The organism is Acidovorax sp. KPB24-07 (assembly GCF_057543315.1).
Window position 1 is genome coordinate 1 of record NZ_BAAJYS010000065.1, and the last position, 17,323, is coordinate 17,323.

The window sequence follows — 17,323 nt, forward strand, 5'->3', positions numbered from 1 at the left end:
CTCCAGCGCAATCGATACTAGGGCATACCGCTATCAAAAAAGGAGTAACCAACCGCAGCGGGCGCTCCTTCCCCGCCTCAGTGGTTGCCCAGGTACAGCTGAGCCATGCGCTCGTCGGCCAACAGCCCGTCAGCCGGGCCCTGCAGCACGCAACGCCCCTGGTCGAGGATGTAGCCCTGCTGGCTGATCTGCAGCGCCTGGCGCGCGCGCTGCTCCACCATCAGCACCGCTACGCCGGCGGCGGGCAGCGTGCTCACCATGTCGAACACCTTGCCGACCAGCGAGGGCGCCAACGCCGCCGTGGGCTCGTCCAGCACCATGATGCGCGGCGAGGGCATCAGCGCGCGGGCGAAGGCCAGCTGCTGGCGCTCGCCGCCCGAGAGGTTGCTGGCCGGCTGCGGCAGTCGCTCGACCAGGGCGGGAAAATCCGCCAGCACCGCATCCATGCGGCGCTTGACGTGCGGCACGCCGCGCACCACCAGCAGGTTCTCGCGCACGGTGAGCGAGGGGAACACATTGGCCACCTGGGGCACGTAGGCCAGGCCGGCGTCGAACCGGTCTTCGGCCGACAGCCGCGTGATGTCGCGCCCGCCCAGGTGGATGCTGCCCGACACGCGCGGCAGCAGGCCCAGCAGCGCCTTCACCAGCGTGGACTTGCCCGCGCCGTTGGTGCCGGCGATGGTGACGATCTCGCCCGGCGCGACGGCCAGGTCGATGCCGTGGATGATGTCCACATCCGAATATCCGCCGCGCAGCTGCCCGATCTGCAGCAGGTTGCCGCTGCCGCTGCCGCTGCCGCTGCCGTTGTGCGATGCACTGGTCATACCACCCCTCCCATGTAGGCCTCTTGCACGCGCGGGTCGTCCAGCACGGTGTGCGGATCGCCCTCGGCGAGGATGCGCCCGCGGTCCATCACGATCATGCGGTGGGACAGCGCCTTGAGCGCCTGCAGGTGGTGCTCGATCACGATGAAGGCGATGCCCTGGCCGTGCAGCTCGCGCACGCGGTCGCAGATTTCCTCGATCAGCACCGGGTTCACGCCCGCGAAAGGCTCGTCCAGCAGGATGCAGCGCGGGTCCAGCATGAGCACGCGGCCCAGCTCCACCAGCTTCTTCTGCCCGCCCGACAGGCCGCCCGCCTTGACATCGCGCACACGCGCCAGATTCAGGAACTGGAGGATGCGGTCGGCCTTGGCCGCCAGCTGCGCTTCGTGCTCGCGCAGGCTGCGCGTCTGGAAGAACGCGTTCACCAGGCGCTCGCCCTGCGGATTGGCCGCGGCGGCCAGCAGGTTCTCGTGCACCGTGAGGCTCTTGAACTCGCGCGGGATCTGGAAGGTGCGCACCAGGCCCATGCGCGCGCGGCGGTACGGCGGCACGCGGGTGATGTCCTGGCCGGTGAAGGTGATGCGCCCGGCATCGGCGGGCTGCTGGCCGGCGATGGCGGCGAACAGGGTGCTCTTGCCCGCGCCGTTGGTGCCTGCAATGCCCAGGATCTCCTGCTCGGCCAGCTGCAGCGACACGCCGTCCACCGCCTTGAAGCCGCCGAACTGCCGCGTCACGGCCTCCACTTTCAGCATCGGTGCTGCTGTCGTTGCCATCATTGCGACTTCCCTCCGAACAGGCCGCTCGGGCGATACAGGGTGACCAGGATCAGCGCCAGCCCCACGGCCGCGAGCCGCAGGCTGGCCATGCCCACTTCGGACACGCCCGGCACCCAGTCCTTGGCGAAGCGCGAGCCCTCCAGGAACACCATGAGCAGCAGCGAGCCAAAGACCGCGCCGCGCACCGAACCGGCGCCGCCCATCACCAGGCCCATCCACACGTAGAAGGTGATGAGCGGAATGAACTGCTCGGGCGTGATGAAGGTGATGAAGTGCGCGTAGAACGCACCCGCCACGCCGGCCAGCGCCGCGCCCAGCATGAACACCTGCACCTTGAACCAGGCCGGGTCCTTGCCCAGGGCCGACAGCGCGGCCTCGTCGTCGCCGATGGCTTTTAGCAGCCGCCCGAAGGGGCTGCGCGTGAGCCGCACCGTGCCCCAGGACACCAGCGCGACCAGCGCGAGCAAGGTGGTGAACGTCGCCACGTCCGACACCGGTCCCCAGGCCGCGAACAGCTTGGGCAGGCCCGGCAGGCCCTGCACGCCCTTGGTGAGCCAGCTTTCCTGCTGGATGGAGATGCGCACGGCCTCCGAGAAGCCGAGCGTGACGATGGCCAGGTAGTCGTCGCGCAGCCGCAGCGACAACAGGCCGATGGGCAGCGCCAGCAGGCCCGAAAGCACGCCCGCGGCCACGAAGCACAGCGCCAGCGGCACGCCTTGCAGCGACAGCAGGCCCGAGGTGTAGGCGCCGACGGCGAAGAACGCCACCACGCCGAAGTTCACCAGCCGCGTGAGGCCGAACTGCAGGTTCAGGCCCAGCGCGAGCAGGCAGTAGATGAGGGCGATGACGCCGATGGCGCAAAGGTAGGCAATCATGGATTCGGCTCCTTCGGCATCAGCGCACGAGCTGCACGCGGCCCATGATGCCGGCCGGGCGCAGCAGCAGCACCAGCGCCAGCACCACGAACGACAGCACCAGCTTGTAGGACGGGCCCAGCAGCGGCACGGCCAGCTCCTGCGCCACGCACAGCAGCAGCGCGCCCAGCACCGCGCCCACCGGGCTGCCGATGCCGCCCAGCACCATGGCGGCGAAGGCGGGAATCAAGCTCTCCCAGCCCATCTCGGGGCTGACGATGGCCTTCATGCCCAGCAGCACGCCACCAATGGCCGAGAGCGCACCCACCAGCACCCACAGGCTGAGCATGAGCCCGCCCGCGCGGATGCCGCTGGCGCGCGCCAGGTCGGCGCTGTCGGCCACGGCGCGCAACTGGCGCCCGAAGCTCGTTTTGTAGATGAGCACGAACACCACCAGCAGGCACAGCACGGCGATGCCCGCGATGGCCACGTCGGTCGGCAGCAGGCGCACCCCGCCGAAGTTCCAGGCCCGCACCAGCGGCAGATCGAACGTGCGCTGGTCGTGCCCGGCGAAGAACGAGATCAGGCTGCGCAGCAGAAAGCCCAGGCCGATGGCCGCCAGCATCGACGACACCATGGGCCGCCCGGCCAGCTTGCGAAAGATCAGCGTGTACGAGCCCGCGGACACCACGGCGGTCGCGGCCATGCTCGCCAGCGCCGCGGCCCACAGCGGCCAGCCGCCCAGCATCTGCACCGCCACGGCGGCATAGGCGCCCGTGGTCAGGAAGTCGCCCGTGGCCGCGTTGGGAAAGCGGTTGACGCCCATCACCAGGGTCATGGCCAGTGCGGGCAGCGCCACCACCAGCCCTTCGATCAATCCATTGATCAACAGGTTTGCGAAAGCTATCCAGGTCATTGCGTCATCTCGTTCTTACCCTGCCTTGTCAAGAAAAGCCCGGGCGCCCCCGCTCGGGGCCGCCCGGGCTGCGCCCGCTCACACCGTGATGGACACCACGTCGCGGCGCACCAGCTGGCCCTTTTCGATGATGAACACGCCGAAGTCGGGCGTGGCGTCGCCGAACTTGTCGAAGTCCAGCTTGCTGGACGCGCCCTCGTAGTTCACCTTGGCCTTCTTGCCCAGCTGCGTTTTGCCTTCCGCGAACGAGTACACGGCCGTGCCGGGGGCGTTGGACACCTCGCGCAGCTTGGCGTTGACCTGCTCCACCGTGGCCTTGGGGCCGGCCGCTTCCATGGCCAGGGCCAGCGAGATCACCATGTCGTAGGCCATGGCGGCGTAGATGTTGGTGGAGGCCGCCTTGCCCGTGGCCTTGGTGAAGGCCGCATCGAACTGCGCGTACGAGGTGCTCTTTTCGTTGGAGACCGTCTCCACCGAGATGATGCCCTCGCACACTTCGGCGCCCAGGGCCTTCACCAGGTCGGGATTGGCCGCCCAGCCGGGGATGACCCATTGGTTGTCGGCGCCGGACTGGAACCATTCGCGCAGGATGATGGTGGTGTCGGGCAGGTACGAGCCTATCACGATCACATCGGGCTTGGCCGCGAGGATCTTCTGCAGCTCGCTGCGGTAGCTGGGGCGGCTGGGCTCGTAGGTGACGTGCGCCGCCACCTTGCCGCCGCGCTTTTCCCAGACCTTGGTGAAGCCTTCCACGTTGCCCAGGCCCGAGGCGTTGTTGAACGCCATGGTGGCCGGGCGCTTGAAGCCGCGCTTGGCGCAGATCTCGGCGAACGCCGCGCCGAAGCGGTCGTTGGTGGCCTGAAAGCGCCACACCAGGTCCTTGGTGTCGAGCGTGGAGATGGCGGGCGCGCCCGACACGTTCATCTGGATGATGCCGGCCGCATCGGTCAGCGGCATCACCGCCAGCGTCACGCCCGAAGCCCAGGTGCCCAGCACGGCCTGCACCTTGTTCACTTCGATCAGCTTCTTGGCGGCCAGCACGGCCGCGTCGGGCTTGGTCTGGTCGTCCTCGGTGAAGAGTTCGAGCTTGCGACCGCCCGCGCCACCCGCGGCGTTGACCTCGTCCACCGCCAGGCGGATGGCCTGCTGCATGCCTGGGCCGTAGGGGCTGCCGGCGCCGGTGATGGGCGTGAGCGAGCCGATGCGGAAGACCTCGCCCTGCTGGCTGAAGCCGATGGAGGGAAGGCACTGCAGGGCGGCTGCGGCGCCGCCGAGCTTGACGAAATTTCTACGTTGCATGGTGTTCTCCGGTCAGGTCAGGGGGGGTTGGTGTCAGAGGTTGTTTTTCACGAAGGCGCCGTCCTTGACGATGGCGCGGATGCGCTCGCCCTGGTTCAGCAGGCAGGCGATGTCGGTGAGCGGGTTGCCGTCCACCAGCAGCAGGTCGGCGATGGCGCCGGGCGTCACCTCGCCCAGCTGGCCCTGCTGCCCCAGGATCTCGGCGCCAACCAGCGTGGCCTGCTGCAGCACCGGGCCGTTGCCCAGCACGTCGGCGCGCAGGCGCAGCTCGTCGGCCTGCAGGTAGTGCGTCTCGGCCAGCAGATCGCTGCCCAGGCCCATCTTCACGCCGGCCTTGGCGAGGATCTCGATGGCCTGCCTGCCCTGGCCGCGCACCGAGTCGATCTTGGCGATGGACACCGCCGGCAGGCCATAGCGCTCGCCCTCGTTGGCCAGGCCCTCGTAGGTGATGAGCGTGGGCACCATGAAGGCGCCCAGCTCGGCCATCAGCTCGGCCGTGGGGGCATCCACCAGGTTGCCGTGCTCGATGGTGCGCACGCCGCAGCGCACCGCGCGGGCGATGGCGCGGGGCGTGTAGGCATGGGCCATCACGTAGGTATTGGCGTTGGAGGCTTCTTCCACGATGGCGCGCAGTTCGGCCTCGGAATAGCCCAGGTTGTTGATCGGATCGTTGGGCGAGGCCACGCCGCCCGAGGCCATGACCTTGATCTGCGTGGCGCCCTTGAGGATCTCTTCGCGCACCGCCAGGCGGCAGGCGTCCACGCCATCGACCACGCGGCCGATGTTGCCCAGCTTGTAGGCGCACGAGCACACGTCCAGGTCGTCGTTGCGCTGGCGGAAGTCCGCATGCCCGCCGGTCTGCGACAGCGCCTTGCCCGAGGGGAAGATGCGCGGGCCCTGCACCAGCCCCGTGCGCACCGCTTCGGCCAGCGACCAGTCGCCGCCGCCCGCATCGCGCACCGAGGTGAAGCCGCGCTCGAGCATGCCCTTCATGATGGGCAGCGAGCGCAGCATGGTGAACACGTTGGGCATTCGGGCCACCGCGCCCAGGTTGAACGACGAGGCCACCACGTGCACGTGGCAGTCGATCATGCCGGGCATGAGCGTCATGCCGCGCGCATCGACCACCGTGGCGCCTTCGGGGGCCTGTAGGCCTTCGCCCACCGCGGCGATGCGCCCGTCCTGCACCAGCACCGAAAGACCCGGGCGCAGCGCCAGCGCATGCACGTCCAGCACCTGGCTGTTTTCAATCAACAAAGCGGTCATGGAATCAAAAAATCCAAAATAGGGGCTTCGAAATTACTCATGGGCTGCCGGCGATGGGGGCCAAGGCCCCGTACCGTCCCGAAAGCGGTGCACGCTGACACCTTCATTCGGAAAAAACCGTCACAACGCCGTCACAGGTTGCATTTATCGGGCCAATGGCGTCTTGTCGCAACGCCTAAAATCTCACCTGCCCATGACTACAGCTCATACCACTGCATGCGCCGCCTCTGCCCCACCCTCTCCGAACTGAACGCTTTCCACTCTGCGGCAAAGCACCAAGCTTTCACCATGGCGGCCAAGGAGCTGTGCGTGACGCAAAGCGCCATCAGCCGCCACATCGCCTCGCTGGAGGACTACCTGGGCCAGAAGCTCTTCATCCGCCGCTCGTCGGGGCTGGAGCTGACCGATGCGGGTGCCACCTACCTCAACGCCACGCGCCCGGCCATCGCCGCGCTGGAGTCGGCGACGGCCCAGCTCATGTCCTATGGCGGCGACGGCGGGGCACTGAACCTCTCGGTGCCGCCCACGTTCGCCGCGCAATGGCTGTTTCCCCGCCTGGGGCACTTCAAGCGCACGCTGCCGCAGGTGTCGCTGAACTTCGTGCGCTACCAGCACGCGCACGACTTCGCGGTGCCGCACGAGTTCGATGCCGCCATCCAGTACGGCTACGGCAACTGGCCCAGCGCCAACGCCCGCTACCTGATCGGGCAGGAGACCAGCATCGTCTGCAGCCCCCAGTTGCGCGACACGCTGCCGCTGCGCACCCAGGCCGACCTGCAGCACGCCACGCTGCTGCAGCACATCGAGGTGCCGCTGGCCTGGCACGACTGGATGGCGGCGAACGGCTGCGACACCGGCGGCAGCCGCTTCGGGCCGGGCTTCAACCTGTATTCGCTCATCATCCGGGCCGCCGTGTCGGGCTTCGGCGTGGGCATCGTGCCCACCTGCCTGGTGGAGGACGAGCTGCAGGCCGGCACGCTGGTCGAGCCGCTGGGCCAGCGCTTCCAGAGCCCGCTGGGCTACTACCTGTGCGCGCCCACGGCCCGCACCAACCTGTCGGTGTACCGCCTGGTGAGCGGCTGGCTGGAGCACTGCTGCAGCCACGCCGCGGGCACGGACCCGGGCGAAGGCACCTCGCCCGCGGCCGGCTGCATCTTTTGCGCCAGCGGTTCGCCGATGGCGGGTTGAGCCCCGTTCGCAACCAGGCCAGGTTTTTCGTTCGGCGCAGGGGGCCTGCGGGAAAGTCGGGGCAGCATGGGAAGCACATCAAGCAATGTGATTCACATGCCTCCAAAAATTGACGGATCGAGAACGGCGCGTGCCTCGACCCTGCCACCATCGGCTTCGTTCGACAAAGCACCGAACACTTCCGGGCGCTCCCGCGCGGGCTCCGCACCGGAGGGGCTTCAAAGCGCGCAAAGGGCGAAAACTTCCGGGACATCCGGTCTGCGCCCAAGAACCGCTTTGCAGCCACAAAGCCACCATGGCGGCAAGGCACATGCCGCCGAACAAATGGCCCGCGAAGTGCTGGACAGCGTTCCGCTGGGGCAACTCAAAAGCGAATTCTCGCCAGAGTTGCTGCACGTGGTGCATTCGGCCGCCTACGCACCCGACGAGAAGTACAGCTCGTTCCAAGGCAAACTTTCTTTCAAGTACGCACTGGCTTGGGCACGCGGCAAAGACAAAGTCGAACCTGCACAGATACGGGAGTCTTGGGCCGCAGCACCTGGGGGACTGGAATTGAGGACCTTCGATGAAAAGGAGATCCGCAATGTGGAGAGCTACGGCGCGTCTTTTTGGGGGCTGCCTTTGCCCGCTGCTCTGGGACAGGAGGGCGCAAGAATGGGGAAAACCGTGTTCAGGCCAGCAGAACACATCCAGGAAGATCTGCAGAAGTTATGCAGCGATGTGAAAAAAATGCTCCGCCAGGCTAAGGGAAACGACCCCATGGAAGCCGCGTTGATCGCGGCCCACTTCAAACAAAACTTCATTGCCATCCATCCCTACATGGATGGGAATGGACGAGTCAGCAGGTTGTGCTCCGACCGCATCCTGAAAGAGCTTGGCATGCCCGCGCCCGATTGGAGCAAAGAAATTTTCAAACTCAACATGACCACACAGGAAACGGCGGAGATGATGCTCAGGCACATGGGTTGAATCCGGCGAGCGTGTTCGCCTTTGCTCTTGTTCTCCCACGCCCATTGGGCAAGAGATTCACGCCTGCGAAACCGTTCCCAACGACTGCACCGCATTGCGCCCGCCCTGCTTGGCGGTGTACAGCGCCGCATCGGCCTGGGCCAGCAGGGCCTGCGCGTTGTCAGGGGCACCGGGCGTCCAGTCGCAGCACGCCAGGCCGCCGCTGACCGTCACACATTCGAAGGGGCTTTGCGGGTGCGCGATCTGCAGCGCGCGCACCGCCGCGCGCGCCGCCGAGGCCACGAGGGCCGCGCCGGCCGCGTCGGTCTCGGGCAGCACGATCACGAACTCCTCGCCCCCGTAGCGCGCCACCATGTCCTCCGGCCGGCGCACCGACGCCTCCAGCGCCTTGGCGACCTGCCGCAGGCATTCGTCGCCGCTGAGGTGGCCGAAGAAGTCGTTGTACTTCTTGAAGAAATCCACGTCGAACAGGACGACCGACACCGGCATGCGGCTGCGCCGGCATCGGGCCATCGCACTGGCGATGTGCTGGTCGTAGGCGCGGCGGTTGTACAGCCCCGTCAGGCCGTCGTGCTCGGCCAGGTGCTCCAGCTTGTCGTTGGCCAGCACCAGCGCATCGCGCGCCGCGGTCAGGTCGCGCTCGACGTCGCGGCGGTGCCGGACCGCCTGGATCACGCCGCCCCCGGCCAGCCCGACCACGACCACCAGCAGCAGGATGCCCAGGGCCTGCACCGAGGCCGAGCGGCGCCACTCGGCCAGCACCTCGTCTTCCGCCAGCGCGACGGTGACCAGCAGGGCATTGCTGCGGGTGTGCTCGAAGCCCACCAGACGGCGCACGCCGTCGATGGGCGACGGCGCGGTGGCGATGCCGGCGCGGCTTTGCGTCAGCATCTGGAACAGCGGCGTGCCGCTCAGGCTGCGGCCCAGGTCTTCGGCGAAGAAGGGCCGCCGGGCCAGGACGGTTCCGTCGTCCAGCAGGAGCGCGATGGCGCCCTTGTCGCCGATCTGCAGCCCGTTGAGCAGGCCGAGCACGTAGTCCACCCGGATGGTCGCGAGCGCCACCCCTGCGAACTGCCCTTCGGCATCGTCGATGCGCCGCGACACCGGAATGACCCACACGCCCGAGGACCGGCTGACGATGGGCTTGCCGATGGCAACGCGCGTGCTCGGGCTGTCGCGGTGGTGGATGAAATAGGCGCGGTCCGCATTGTTGGCCTGGGGGTTCTGCACCGGCTGCGAGTTGACGAGCCAGCGGCCATCGGGCCCGAAGACGAACATGCCGTGCAGGTGCTCGGACTGCGCGACGTGGGTGACCAGCACGGGCTGCAGGCGGTCCAGCGCATCGGGGGCCATCTCCGAGCGCTCCAGCTCGTACACCACGCTGCCGACCACGCGGCCGACCTCGGCGAACATGGCATCGGTCTGCTGGGCGACCGCATGCGTCAGGTTGCGCGACGCATCGGCGGCCTGCTGCCACCCGGCATCGCGCGCGCGCCAGGCCAGCCACACGTTGGAGGCCACCAGCAGCAGCGCGACCAGCACGACGAACAGGACCGCCGAGGCAACCGACCGGTCCTTGTCCGGCAGTTTCGGGGGGGCCGGGGTCGCTGGGGACCGGGGCAAGACGGCAGGCATGCGGCAGGACTCCAGAGGGCAAGGGCAAGGGTCAGGTTAGCACCTGCCACCCCATCGGTGAAGCGGCTTTTCCCCCGCGTTCCACGGCCCGTGCCTGCCCGGGCCTGCCGTCGCCGGCCACGGGGTCAGGCGAAGAGCCCCTTGTGCTGCTCGCGCAGCAGGTTCTTTTGCACCTTGCCCATGGCGTTGCGGGGCAGCTCGGGGGCGATGAAGCAGCGCTTGGGAATCTTGAAGTTGGCCAGCTGCGATTTGAGCCGCCCCACGATGGCGTCGCCATCGAGCTGCGCGCCGGGCTTGGGCGTGATGACGGCCACGCCGACCTCGCCGAAGTCCGGGTGCGGCACGCCGATGAGCGCGCTCTCGGCCACGCCGGGCATCTCGTTGATGTAGCCCTCGATCTCGGCCGGATAGACGTTGTAGCCCCCGCTGATGATGAGGTCCTTGCTGCGGCCCACGATGCTCACGTAGCCGCGCTCGTCCACGCGGCCCACGTCGCCGGTCTTGAACCAGCGGTGCCCGTCGGCATCGGTGCTGAACTCTTCCTGCGTCTTCTCGGGCATGCGCCAGTAGCCCTTGAACACGTTGGGCCCGCGCACCTGGATATTGCCGATCTCGCCCACGGGCAGCGGCGCGCCCGCATCGTCCACCACGCGCAGGCCCACGCCGGGCAGCGCAAAGCCCACGGTGCCGCCCCGGCGTTCGTCCTGGCCGCCGTGGCGCGGGTCGGCCGTGTAGGGGTTGGAGGTGAGCATGATGGTCTCGCTCATGCCGTAGCGCTCCAGGATGGTGTGGCCGGTGCGCTCCTGCCATTCGCGGAAGGTCTCGATCAGCAGCGGCGCCGAGCCCGCGATGAACAGGCGCATGTTCCGCACCGCCTCGCGGGTGAGGCCCGGCTCGGCCAGCAGGCGCACGTACAGCGTGGGCACGCCCATGAAGACGGTGGCGCGCGGCATCGCGGCGACCACCGCGCGCGGGTCGAACCGCGCCAGCCAGATCATCTTGCTGCCGTTGAGCAGCGCCGCATGGATCGCCACGAACAGACCGTGCACATGGAAGATGGGCAGCGCATGGATGAGCACGTCGTCCGGCCGGAAACCCCAGTATTCCTTGAGCACCTGCGCGTTGGACAGCAGGTTGCCGTGCGTGAGCATCGCCCCCTTGCTGCGGCCGGTGGTGCCGCTGGTGTACAGGATGGCGGCCAGGTCGTCGGCCGCCCGCGGCACGGGCAGGTGCGTGTCGCCGTGGTGCGCGGCACGCTCCAGCAGGGTGCCGGTGCGGTCGTCGCCCAGCGTGAACACATGCTGCGTGCCGGCTGTGAAGGCGATCTTGGACACCCAGCCGAAGTTGGCGGGCGAGCACACCACCACCGCGGGCTCCGCGTTGCCGACGAAGTATTCGATCTCGCCGCTCTGGTAGGCGGTGTTCAGCGGCAGGAAGGCATGCCCCGCGCGCAGCGTGGCCAGGTACAGCAGCAGGGCCTCGACCGACTTTTCGACCTGCACCGCGATGCGGCTGCCGTCCGGCAGGTCCAGCGACTCCAGCAGGTTGGCGATGCGCGCGCTGGCGCGGTCCAGGTCGCTCCAGGTGTAGTGCAGGGGCGTGCCGTCGGCCGCCGTGGTTTCGACGGCGACGGCATCCAGGTCGTCCGGAAAGGCCGCGCGCAGGGCGGTGTACAGGTTGTGTTGGCTCATACAAAAAAAGAGGAAAACGGTCGGGTGTCAGAAGACGGGAGGACGTTTGGCCAGGAACGCCATGATGCCTTCGCGGTGCTCGGGGCTGTCCGCGTACGCATAAGGATCGGGGTCGGCGAAGGGGCCCGGCCCCTGCTCCGGTGCGGCGACCGATGGGTCAATTGCTACATTATTCATAGCAACATGCCCTAGTGGAATATGCGCTGCAGGCCTTTTTGGCTTGAAGCTTCCCACGGGCCCACGCCCCCATGAAAAAAGGCCGCGCCCCTTGCGGAGCACGGCCTGGGAGGGCAGGGAACGCCGCGGGTCAGTACCCCAGCGTCTCGCCGTCGGGATTGCGCGGGTCGGAGGCGCCGTACAGCAGCCCGTCGTGGAACTGGATGGTCTGCGTGCGGCCCATCGAAGGCTTCACGGCGATGTGGTGGCCGCGGGCCTGCAGTTGCGACAGGGTGTCGGTGCTGAGGCCCTTTTCCACGCGCAGCTCGTCGGGCGTCCACTGGTGGTGCACGCGCGGCACCGAGGCCGCCTCGGCCGGGTTCATGCCGAAGTCAATGGTGTTCACGATGGTCTGCAGCACCGTGGTGATGATGCGCGCGCCGCCGGGGCTGCCGGTCACGAGCATGGGCTTGCCGTCCTTGAGCACCATGGTGGGCGTCATCGACGACAGCGGGCGCTTGTTGGGCGCCACCGCGTTGGCGTCGCCGCCGACCAGGCCGTAGGTGTTGGCCACGCCGGGCTTGGCGGAGAAGTCGTCCATCTCGTTGTTCAGCAGGATGCCGGTGCCCTTGGCGACGATGCCGCTGCCGAAGTTGGTGTTGAGCGTGTAGGTCACCGCCACGGCGTTGCCCGCCTTGTCCACCACCGAGTAGTGGGTGGTCTGGTCGCTTTCATACGGCTGGGGCTGGCCGGGCTTGATGTCCTTGGCCTGGCGCGCCGTGGTGGGGCTGATGCCCTTGGCCAGCGACTGCGCGTAGGCCTTGGAGGTCAGGCCCTTGAGCGGGATCTTCACGAAGTCCGGATCGCCCAGGTATTCCGAGCGGTCGGCGTAGGCGAGCTTCATGCTCTCGGCCATGTAGTGGATCGTCTGCGCGCTGTTCTGCCCCCATTGCGACAGCGGCCACTGCTCCAGCATGTTCAGCATCTGCACCAGGTGCGCGCCGCCGGAGGACGGGGGCGGCATGGTCACGATCTGGTAGCCGCGGTAGGTGCCGCGCACCGGCTCGCGCTCGACCACCTTGTAGGCCGCCAGGTCCTGCAGCGTGAGGGCGCCGGGGTGGGGCGCCATCTCGGCGGCGATGCGGCGCGCGATGGGGCCCTGGTAGAACGCCTTGGCACCCTGCTGGCTGATGAGCCGCAGCGACTGCGCCAGGTCCTTTTGCACCAGCCGGTCGCCTACCTTGAGCGGGCTGTCGCCGCGCCAGAAGATCTGGCGAGTCGCCGGCCACTTGCCCATGTTGGCCTTCTCCTGGTGCAGCGTCTTGGCCAGCGTGAGGCTGACGGGAAAGCCCTTGTCCGCCAGCGCGATGGCCGGGGCGATCACGCGCGACAGCGGCAGCGTGCCCCAGTTCTTGAGCGCATGCTCCATGCCCGCCACCGTGCCCGGCACGCCCACGGCGTAGGGCGTGTACAGGGACTTGCCGTCCACCACGTTGCCGTTGGCGTCGAGGTACATGTCGCGGGTGGCCTTTTGCGGCGCCACTTCGCGGAAGTCGAGCGCCACGTCCTTGCCGGTCTTGGCGTCGTGCACCATCATGAAACCGCCGCCACCCAGGTTGCCCGCATTGGGCAGCACCACGGCCAGCGCGAAACCGATGCCCACCGCGGCATCCACCGCATTGCCGCCGGCCTTGAGGATGTCCAGGCCCACGCGCGAGGCCAGTTCCTGTTCGGTGGAGACCATGCCGTTGCGCGCCACCACCGGGTGGAACACATCCATGTCGAAATCGTAGGAATTGCTGGCGGCGCGGGCCGTGGCCGTCTGCTGCACGGCCTGCGGCGCGGCGGCGGGCGCTCCCTCGGCACTGCCGGGGCCGGCCGTGGGCACGTTGGTGCAGGCAGCCAGGCTGGCCAGGGCAAGGGCCAGGCTGCTGGCCAGCAGCGTGCGTTGGATGGGGTTCATGCTCTCTCCTCGTTATGAATCGGTGGACGCCCAGCGGCGGCGCCGTGGCGAGTGTAGAGAAGTTGCCTGCCGCTTCCCTGCGGCAGCGCCTGTCGGCGCACCTCCCATTTGCATTTGCGAACGTCTGCGTTGAAAAGTTGCACTTTGACAGGGAACTCTGGCCCTAGCATGTCAGCCGGTTTCCGCCAGGAAGAATGTTGGCCGTGGTCGCGGCCCTCCGGCGGGCCTTCCTTTCAACCACGGAGGTGCGACATGGCGATGAAATCCTTACTGAAGAAGCTCGTGCTGGGCGGCTGCCTGCTGGCGGCCAGCAGCCTGTCCTGGAGCTATGCGATCGATGCCGGCAAGGTGGTGGACGACAACGGCAATGCCGTGCAGCTGCGCGGCGTGAACTGGTTCGGCTTCGAGACCAACACCAACGTGGTCCACGGGCTGTGGGCGCGCAACTGGAAGGACATGATCACGCAGATGCAGGGCCAGGGCTTCAATGCCGTGCGCCTGCCGTTCTGCCCGCAGACGCTGCGCGGCACGCCGCCCAACAGCATCGACTACGGCCGCAACGCCGACCTGCAGGGCCTGAGCGCCCTGCAGGTGCTGGACAAGGTGGTGAACGAGCTGAGCAGCCGCGGCATGTACGTGCTGCTGGACCACCACACACCCGACTGCCAGAGCATCTCCGAGCTCTGGTACACCGGCTCGTACAGCGAGCAGCAGTGGATCACCGACCTGACCTTCGTCGCGCAGCGCTACGCCAGCGTGCCCGGCGTCATCGGCCTGGACCTCAAGAACGAGCCGCACGGCGCCGCCACCTGGGGCACCGGCAATGCCGCCACCGACTGGAACCGCGCGGCCGAGCGCGCCTCGGCCGCCGTGCTGCAGGTGGCGCCCCGCTGGCTGATCGTGGTGGAAGGCGTGGCGGAGAACCCCAGCTGCTCCAGCAGCGGCGGCCACTGGTGGGGCGGCAGCCTGGAGCCGCTGGAGTGCACGCCGCTGAACATTCCGGCCGACCGCCTGCTGCTCGCGCCGCACGCCTACGGGCCGGACGTATACGGCCAGCCGTATTTCGGCGCCTCCAATTTCCCCGACAACATGCCCGCCATCTGGGAGCAGCACTTCGGCCGCTTCGTGCAGGCCGGCCACGCCGTGCTGCTGGGCGAGTTCGGCGGCAAGTTCGGCCAGGGCGATGCCCGCGACGTGGCCTGGCAGAACAAGCTGGTGGACTACCTCATCGGCAAGGGCATCCGCAGCGGCTTCTACTGGTCGTGGAACCCCAACAGCGGCGACACGGGCGGCATCCTGAACGACGACTGGACGACGGTGCGCACCGACAAGGTCACGCTGCTCCAGCGCCTGTGGGGCGACGGCTCCAGCACCCCTCCCACGACGCCGCCGACCACACCGCCCACCACCCCTCCGACCACGCCCCCGACGACTCCACCGACCACGCCGCCGACCACGCCTCCCACGGGCGGCGCCAGCTTCAGCACCCAGGTCATCGTGGACAGCGAATGGAACACCGGCTACTGCGAGCGCGTGCAGGTCACCAACACCGGCGGCGTGGCGGGCGACTGGGCCCTGAACCTGACCATCACCGGCACGGTCAACAACCTCTGGAACGCCGTGTGGTCGCAATCGGGCAGCACGCTCCACGCTTCGGGCGTGGACTGGAACAAGACGCTGGCCCCCGGCGCGAAGGCGGAATTCGGTTTCTGCGCGGCGCGTTGACGCGGCGGGCTTTCAACGGCTTCGATAATCCGAAAAAATGCCGCCCTGAATATGGGGCGGCAGCGGTTTGAAAATCACCCTGCACCGCCCCGCCGATCGTTGGGATCGGCGGGGCGGTGTGCTTTGTCAATCCTTGGTGGGATTAATCGGCGTGAAAGCGCAGGCCCTGGTTGATCGCGCAGCGGTAGGCCAGCGGTTCGGCGCGCTGCTGGTAGCCGGGCAGGTCGAAGACGAACATGGTGAAGTCGATGGTGCCGTCCGGGCGCACCTGGTAGCGCAGCAGCTGCTGGATCGGCAGGCCGTCGCGCGCGACGGTGAAATGGGCGTCGCTGAAGGACAGCGTGCCGTCTTCGACGATGCGGTAGGCCTCGATGCGCAGGCCGCCGCGCGTGCGGCTCGGGGTGGCGTTGGCGGAGTTGGGGGTGCACAGCGAGAGGTCGATGGCGACCGACACCGCGTCCCCGGCGGCCAGCGCCTGCTGGATGTCGGCCGGATTATCGAGCCGGCTTTTGGCGCTGGCCGGCAGGGCCATCAGGGAAAGCGAAGAAGCCAGTAAAACGGCGGCAAGGCGTTGCATTGGAAAAACCTCCATTCATGGTTTTGAATATATCGGCTTGAAAATTCAAGCGTGGCGATGATATCCAAGCCATGGCAGGAAAATCGCCGAGATTTGTATGCCGAAAAGCATTTTTGTAAATGTCCGAAAGATATTCGGACCCATTGCGTGGGGTAGGAGCCAGGCGCGCCGTGCGGGCCATGGCGGCCATGCATACTCGGCGGGTCGTCCGCTCGCCGCGCTGCCGGCGGGGGCGGTTTCCGATCCCTTCAATCCACCCCAAGGAGATGGCCCATGGGCCTCAGCACCCACGTTCTCGACACCATGCACGGATGCCCCGCGGCGGGCATGGCCGTGGCCCTGTATGCCACCCATGGCGAGGCCGCCACGCTCCTGCAGCGGCTGGTGCTCAACGCCGATGGCCGCACCGATGCGCCGCTGTTCGACAACGCCAGCCTGCGCGCGGGCACCTACCGCCTCACGTTCGACGTGGCGGGCTATTTCCGCAGCCGGGGGGTGCAACTGCCCGAGCCGAACTTCCTGAACCAAGTGAGCCTGGACTTCGGCGTGGCCCACGCGGACCAGCACTACCACGTGCCGCTGCTGGTCAGCCCGTGGAGCTATTCCACCTACCGCGGCTCCTGAGCGCGCATGAAAGCCCGGCTCAGAGCTGGCCCTCGGTCAGCGTGTCGAGCTGGAAGCGCCCGGACTTGTGCCACAGCCAGGTGTCGGTGTAGGTGACCTTGCCCATCCGCGAAGGCACGGGGTAGGGCGCGGCGGCGCGCACGGTGCGCTCGATCTCGGCGATCACCTCGGGCGCATGGCGCGGCGCGCGCATCCAGTTCAGCCGGGTCACGCGGCCGGCGCGGTCGATGTCCACCTGCAGCGTGCCGATGGCGTACAGCAAGGGCGGCAGCTTGCCCTTGTAGATGCGGTGGGCGTTCAGGCCGTACAGGTGGGTGGCGGCGTCCTGGCGGTAGGCGCGGGGCGTTTCGGCGGCCGAGGGGCGCGCGGAGCCTTGCTCGGCAGGCACCGGGCCCACCACCTCCTTCTCCAGCGGGCTGCTGGTGTCCGACGCGGCCTTGGCGGGCGGGGGTGCCGGTTCCGGTCCCGACGACCGGCAGGCCGCGATGAGGGATGCCAGGGCGGCCATGACGCTGGCCGCCAGCCACCGGCCGCGCGGCCGGCGAGGAAGCCGTTCAGGAGAAGGGGTGGGCATGGGCAGGTCTCGCTGTGGCTATGCTGTGCGGTGCCCGTGCTGCCGTTGCGCGGGGCGTACCGGAGGACTCGGATGGTGATGGCGGCGTTGCATCGTTTGCTGGAGGGCTTGGCGCACGGCCCGGCCTGCATGGTGGAGGTGGAGTCTACCCAAGGCTCGGTGCCGCGCGAAAGCGGTGCGTGGATGGCCGTGCTGGCCGATGGCCTGGCCGGCACCATCGGCGGCGGGCGGCTGGAGTTCGATGCCATCGCGCAGGCGCGCCGCCGGCTGGCGGGCGAGGGGGGGG

The 17,323-nt window shown here is 68.1% G+C and carries 17 protein-coding genes; 5 read left to right on the forward strand and 12 right to left on the reverse strand.

Annotation, left to right across the window (positions count from 1 at the left end):
* Positions 1–77: 77 nt before the first annotated feature.
* The 6 genes from AC27IQ_RS09885 to AC27IQ_RS09910 form a co-directional block, all read right to left on the reverse strand.
* Entirely contained in the window at positions 78–824 is a 747-nt protein-coding gene (locus AC27IQ_RS09885) for an ABC transporter ATP-binding protein (protein WP_487089358.1), read from the reverse strand.
* Complete coding sequence (locus tag AC27IQ_RS09890) at positions 821–1,576, reverse strand: ABC transporter ATP-binding protein (RefSeq protein ID WP_487089359.1); 756 nt, start codon at positions 1,574–1,576, stop codon at positions 821–823. The genes AC27IQ_RS09885 and AC27IQ_RS09890 overlap by 4 nt, the downstream gene beginning before the upstream one ends.
* 20 nt (positions 1,577–1,596) lie before the next feature.
* Positions 1,597–2,475 carry a branched-chain amino acid ABC transporter permease gene (locus AC27IQ_RS09895; RefSeq protein ID WP_487089360.1) on the reverse strand — a complete coding sequence of 293 codons (879 nt, stop codon included), beginning with the start codon at positions 2,473–2,475 and terminating at the stop codon, positions 1,597–1,599.
* Positions 2,476–2,494: 19 nt separating this feature from the next.
* On the reverse strand, positions 2,495–3,370 hold the full coding sequence (locus AC27IQ_RS09900) for a branched-chain amino acid ABC transporter permease (RefSeq protein ID WP_272564160.1): 876 nt from the start codon (positions 3,368–3,370) through the stop codon (positions 2,495–2,497).
* Positions 3,371–3,448: 78 nt separating this feature from the next.
* Complete coding sequence (locus tag AC27IQ_RS09905) at positions 3,449–4,669, reverse strand: ABC transporter substrate-binding protein (RefSeq protein WP_487089361.1); 1,221 nt, start codon at positions 4,667–4,669, stop codon at positions 3,449–3,451.
* A gap of 33 nt (positions 4,670–4,702) precedes the next feature.
* Positions 4,703–5,935 (reverse strand): metal-dependent hydrolase family protein, encoded by a 1,233-nt coding sequence (locus AC27IQ_RS09910; RefSeq protein ID WP_284428878.1) that lies wholly within the window; start codon positions 5,933–5,935, stop codon positions 4,703–4,705.
* Positions 5,936–6,151: 216 nt separating this feature from the next.
* On the opposite strand from AC27IQ_RS09910, the gene AC27IQ_RS09915 reads away from it, so the two are divergent.
* Both AC27IQ_RS09915 and AC27IQ_RS09920 read left to right on the forward strand, forming a co-directional pair.
* The gene (locus AC27IQ_RS09915) at positions 6,152–7,123 is read left to right on the forward strand and encodes a LysR substrate-binding domain-containing protein (RefSeq protein ID WP_284406796.1); all 972 of its coding nucleotides are present in this window, start codon (positions 6,152–6,154) and stop codon (positions 7,121–7,123) included.
* A gap of 276 nt (positions 7,124–7,399) precedes the next feature.
* Complete coding sequence (locus AC27IQ_RS09920; RefSeq protein WP_487089362.1) at positions 7,400–8,092, forward strand: Fic family protein; 693 nt, start codon at positions 7,400–7,402, stop codon at positions 8,090–8,092.
* 57 nt (positions 8,093–8,149) lie between these two features.
* Here AC27IQ_RS09920 and AC27IQ_RS09925 read toward each other — a convergent pair whose 3' ends face one another.
* The 4 genes from AC27IQ_RS09925 to ggt form a co-directional block, all read right to left on the reverse strand.
* Positions 8,150–9,727: a sensor domain-containing diguanylate cyclase gene (locus AC27IQ_RS09925; protein ID WP_487089363.1), complete on the reverse strand. Its 1,578-nt coding sequence runs from the start codon at positions 9,725–9,727 to the stop codon at positions 8,150–8,152.
* 125 nt (positions 9,728–9,852) lie between these two features.
* A complete protein-coding gene (locus AC27IQ_RS09930) occupies positions 9,853–11,418 on the reverse strand; it encodes a malonate--CoA ligase (protein WP_487089364.1) in 1,566 nt (521 codons plus the stop codon).
* A gap of 27 nt (positions 11,419–11,445) precedes the next feature.
* Entirely contained in the window at positions 11,446–11,595 is a 150-nt protein-coding gene (locus tag AC27IQ_RS09935) for a hypothetical protein (RefSeq protein ID WP_487089367.1), read from the reverse strand.
* A gap of 130 nt (positions 11,596–11,725) precedes the next feature.
* Positions 11,726–13,537, reverse strand: coding sequence for a gamma-glutamyltransferase (gene ggt / locus AC27IQ_RS09940; RefSeq protein WP_487089365.1), 1,812 nt, complete (start codon positions 13,535–13,537; stop codon positions 11,726–11,728).
* 252 nt (positions 13,538–13,789) lie between these two features.
* Here ggt and AC27IQ_RS09945 point away from each other — a divergent pair, with 252 nt between their 5' ends.
* Complete coding sequence (locus AC27IQ_RS09945; protein ID WP_317359080.1) at positions 13,790–15,262, forward strand: cellulase family glycosylhydrolase; 1,473 nt, start codon at positions 13,790–13,792, stop codon at positions 15,260–15,262.
* 142 nt (positions 15,263–15,404) lie between these two features.
* Here AC27IQ_RS09945 and AC27IQ_RS09950 read toward each other — a convergent pair whose 3' ends face one another.
* Entirely contained in the window at positions 15,405–15,839 is a 435-nt protein-coding gene (locus tag AC27IQ_RS09950; protein ID WP_284430009.1) for a VirK family protein, read from the reverse strand.
* Positions 15,840–16,112: 273 nt separating this feature from the next.
* Between AC27IQ_RS09950 and uraH the strand changes: the two genes are divergently transcribed.
* Positions 16,113–16,463: a hydroxyisourate hydrolase gene (uraH, locus tag AC27IQ_RS09955; protein WP_284396223.1), complete on the forward strand. Its 351-nt coding sequence runs from the start codon at positions 16,113–16,115 to the stop codon at positions 16,461–16,463.
* Positions 16,464–16,482: 19 nt separating this feature from the next.
* Here the strand turns inward: uraH and AC27IQ_RS09960 are convergent, their stop codons facing one another.
* On the reverse strand, positions 16,483–16,971 hold the full coding sequence (locus AC27IQ_RS09960) for a hypothetical protein (RefSeq protein ID WP_272569618.1): 489 nt from the start codon (positions 16,969–16,971) through the stop codon (positions 16,483–16,485).
* Between the two features lie 144 nt (positions 16,972–17,115).
* Here AC27IQ_RS09960 and AC27IQ_RS09965 point away from each other — a divergent pair.
* Positions 17,116–17,323 (forward strand): XdhC family protein (locus AC27IQ_RS09965; protein WP_487089366.1); only part of this gene is annotated, 208 nt, incomplete at its 3' end.

Coding starts and splice junctions, on each gene's coding strand:
- AC27IQ_RS09900 (WP_272564160.1), bottom strand. CDS start 3,370: ATGACCTGGATAGCTTTCGCAAACCTGTTGATCAATGGATTGATCGAA.
- AC27IQ_RS09945 (WP_317359080.1), top strand. CDS start 13,790: ATGGCGATGAAATCCTTACTGAAGAAGCTCGTGCTGGGCGGCTGCCTG.
- AC27IQ_RS09950 (WP_284430009.1), bottom strand. CDS start 15,839: ATGCAACGCCTTGCCGCCGTTTTACTGGCTTCTTCGCTTTCCCTGATG.
- AC27IQ_RS09910 (WP_284428878.1), bottom strand. CDS start 5,935: ATGACCGCTTTGTTGATTGAAAACAGCCAGGTGCTGGACGTGCATGCG.
- ggt (WP_487089365.1), bottom strand. CDS start 13,537: ATGAACCCCATCCAACGCACGCTGCTGGCCAGCAGCCTGGCCCTTGCC.
- uraH (WP_284396223.1), top strand. CDS start 16,113: ATGGGCCTCAGCACCCACGTTCTCGACACCATGCACGGATGCCCCGCG.
- AC27IQ_RS09885 (WP_487089358.1), bottom strand. CDS start 824: ATGACCAGTGCATCGCACAACGGCAGCGGCAGCGGCAGCGGCAGCGGC.
- AC27IQ_RS09960 (WP_272569618.1), bottom strand. CDS start 16,971: ATGGCCGCCCTGGCATCCCTCATCGCGGCCTGCCGGTCGTCGGGACCG.
- AC27IQ_RS09905 (WP_487089361.1), bottom strand. CDS start 4,669: ATGCAACGTAGAAATTTCGTCAAGCTCGGCGGCGCCGCAGCCGCCCTG.
- AC27IQ_RS09935 (WP_487089367.1), bottom strand. CDS start 11,595: ATGAATAATGTAGCAATTGACCCATCGGTCGCCGCACCGGAGCAGGGG.
- AC27IQ_RS09890 (WP_487089359.1), bottom strand. CDS start 1,576: ATGCTGAAAGTGGAGGCCGTGACGCGGCAGTTCGGCGGCTTCAAGGCG.
- AC27IQ_RS09925 (WP_487089363.1), bottom strand. CDS start 9,727: ATGCCTGCCGTCTTGCCCCGGTCCCCAGCGACCCCGGCCCCCCCGAAA.
- AC27IQ_RS09895 (WP_487089360.1), bottom strand. CDS start 2,475: ATGATTGCCTACCTTTGCGCCATCGGCGTCATCGCCCTCATCTACTGC.
- AC27IQ_RS09930 (WP_487089364.1), bottom strand. CDS start 11,418: ATGAGCCAACACAACCTGTACACCGCCCTGCGCGCGGCCTTTCCGGAC.
- AC27IQ_RS09915 (WP_284406796.1), top strand. CDS start 6,152: ATGCGCCGCCTCTGCCCCACCCTCTCCGAACTGAACGCTTTCCACTCT.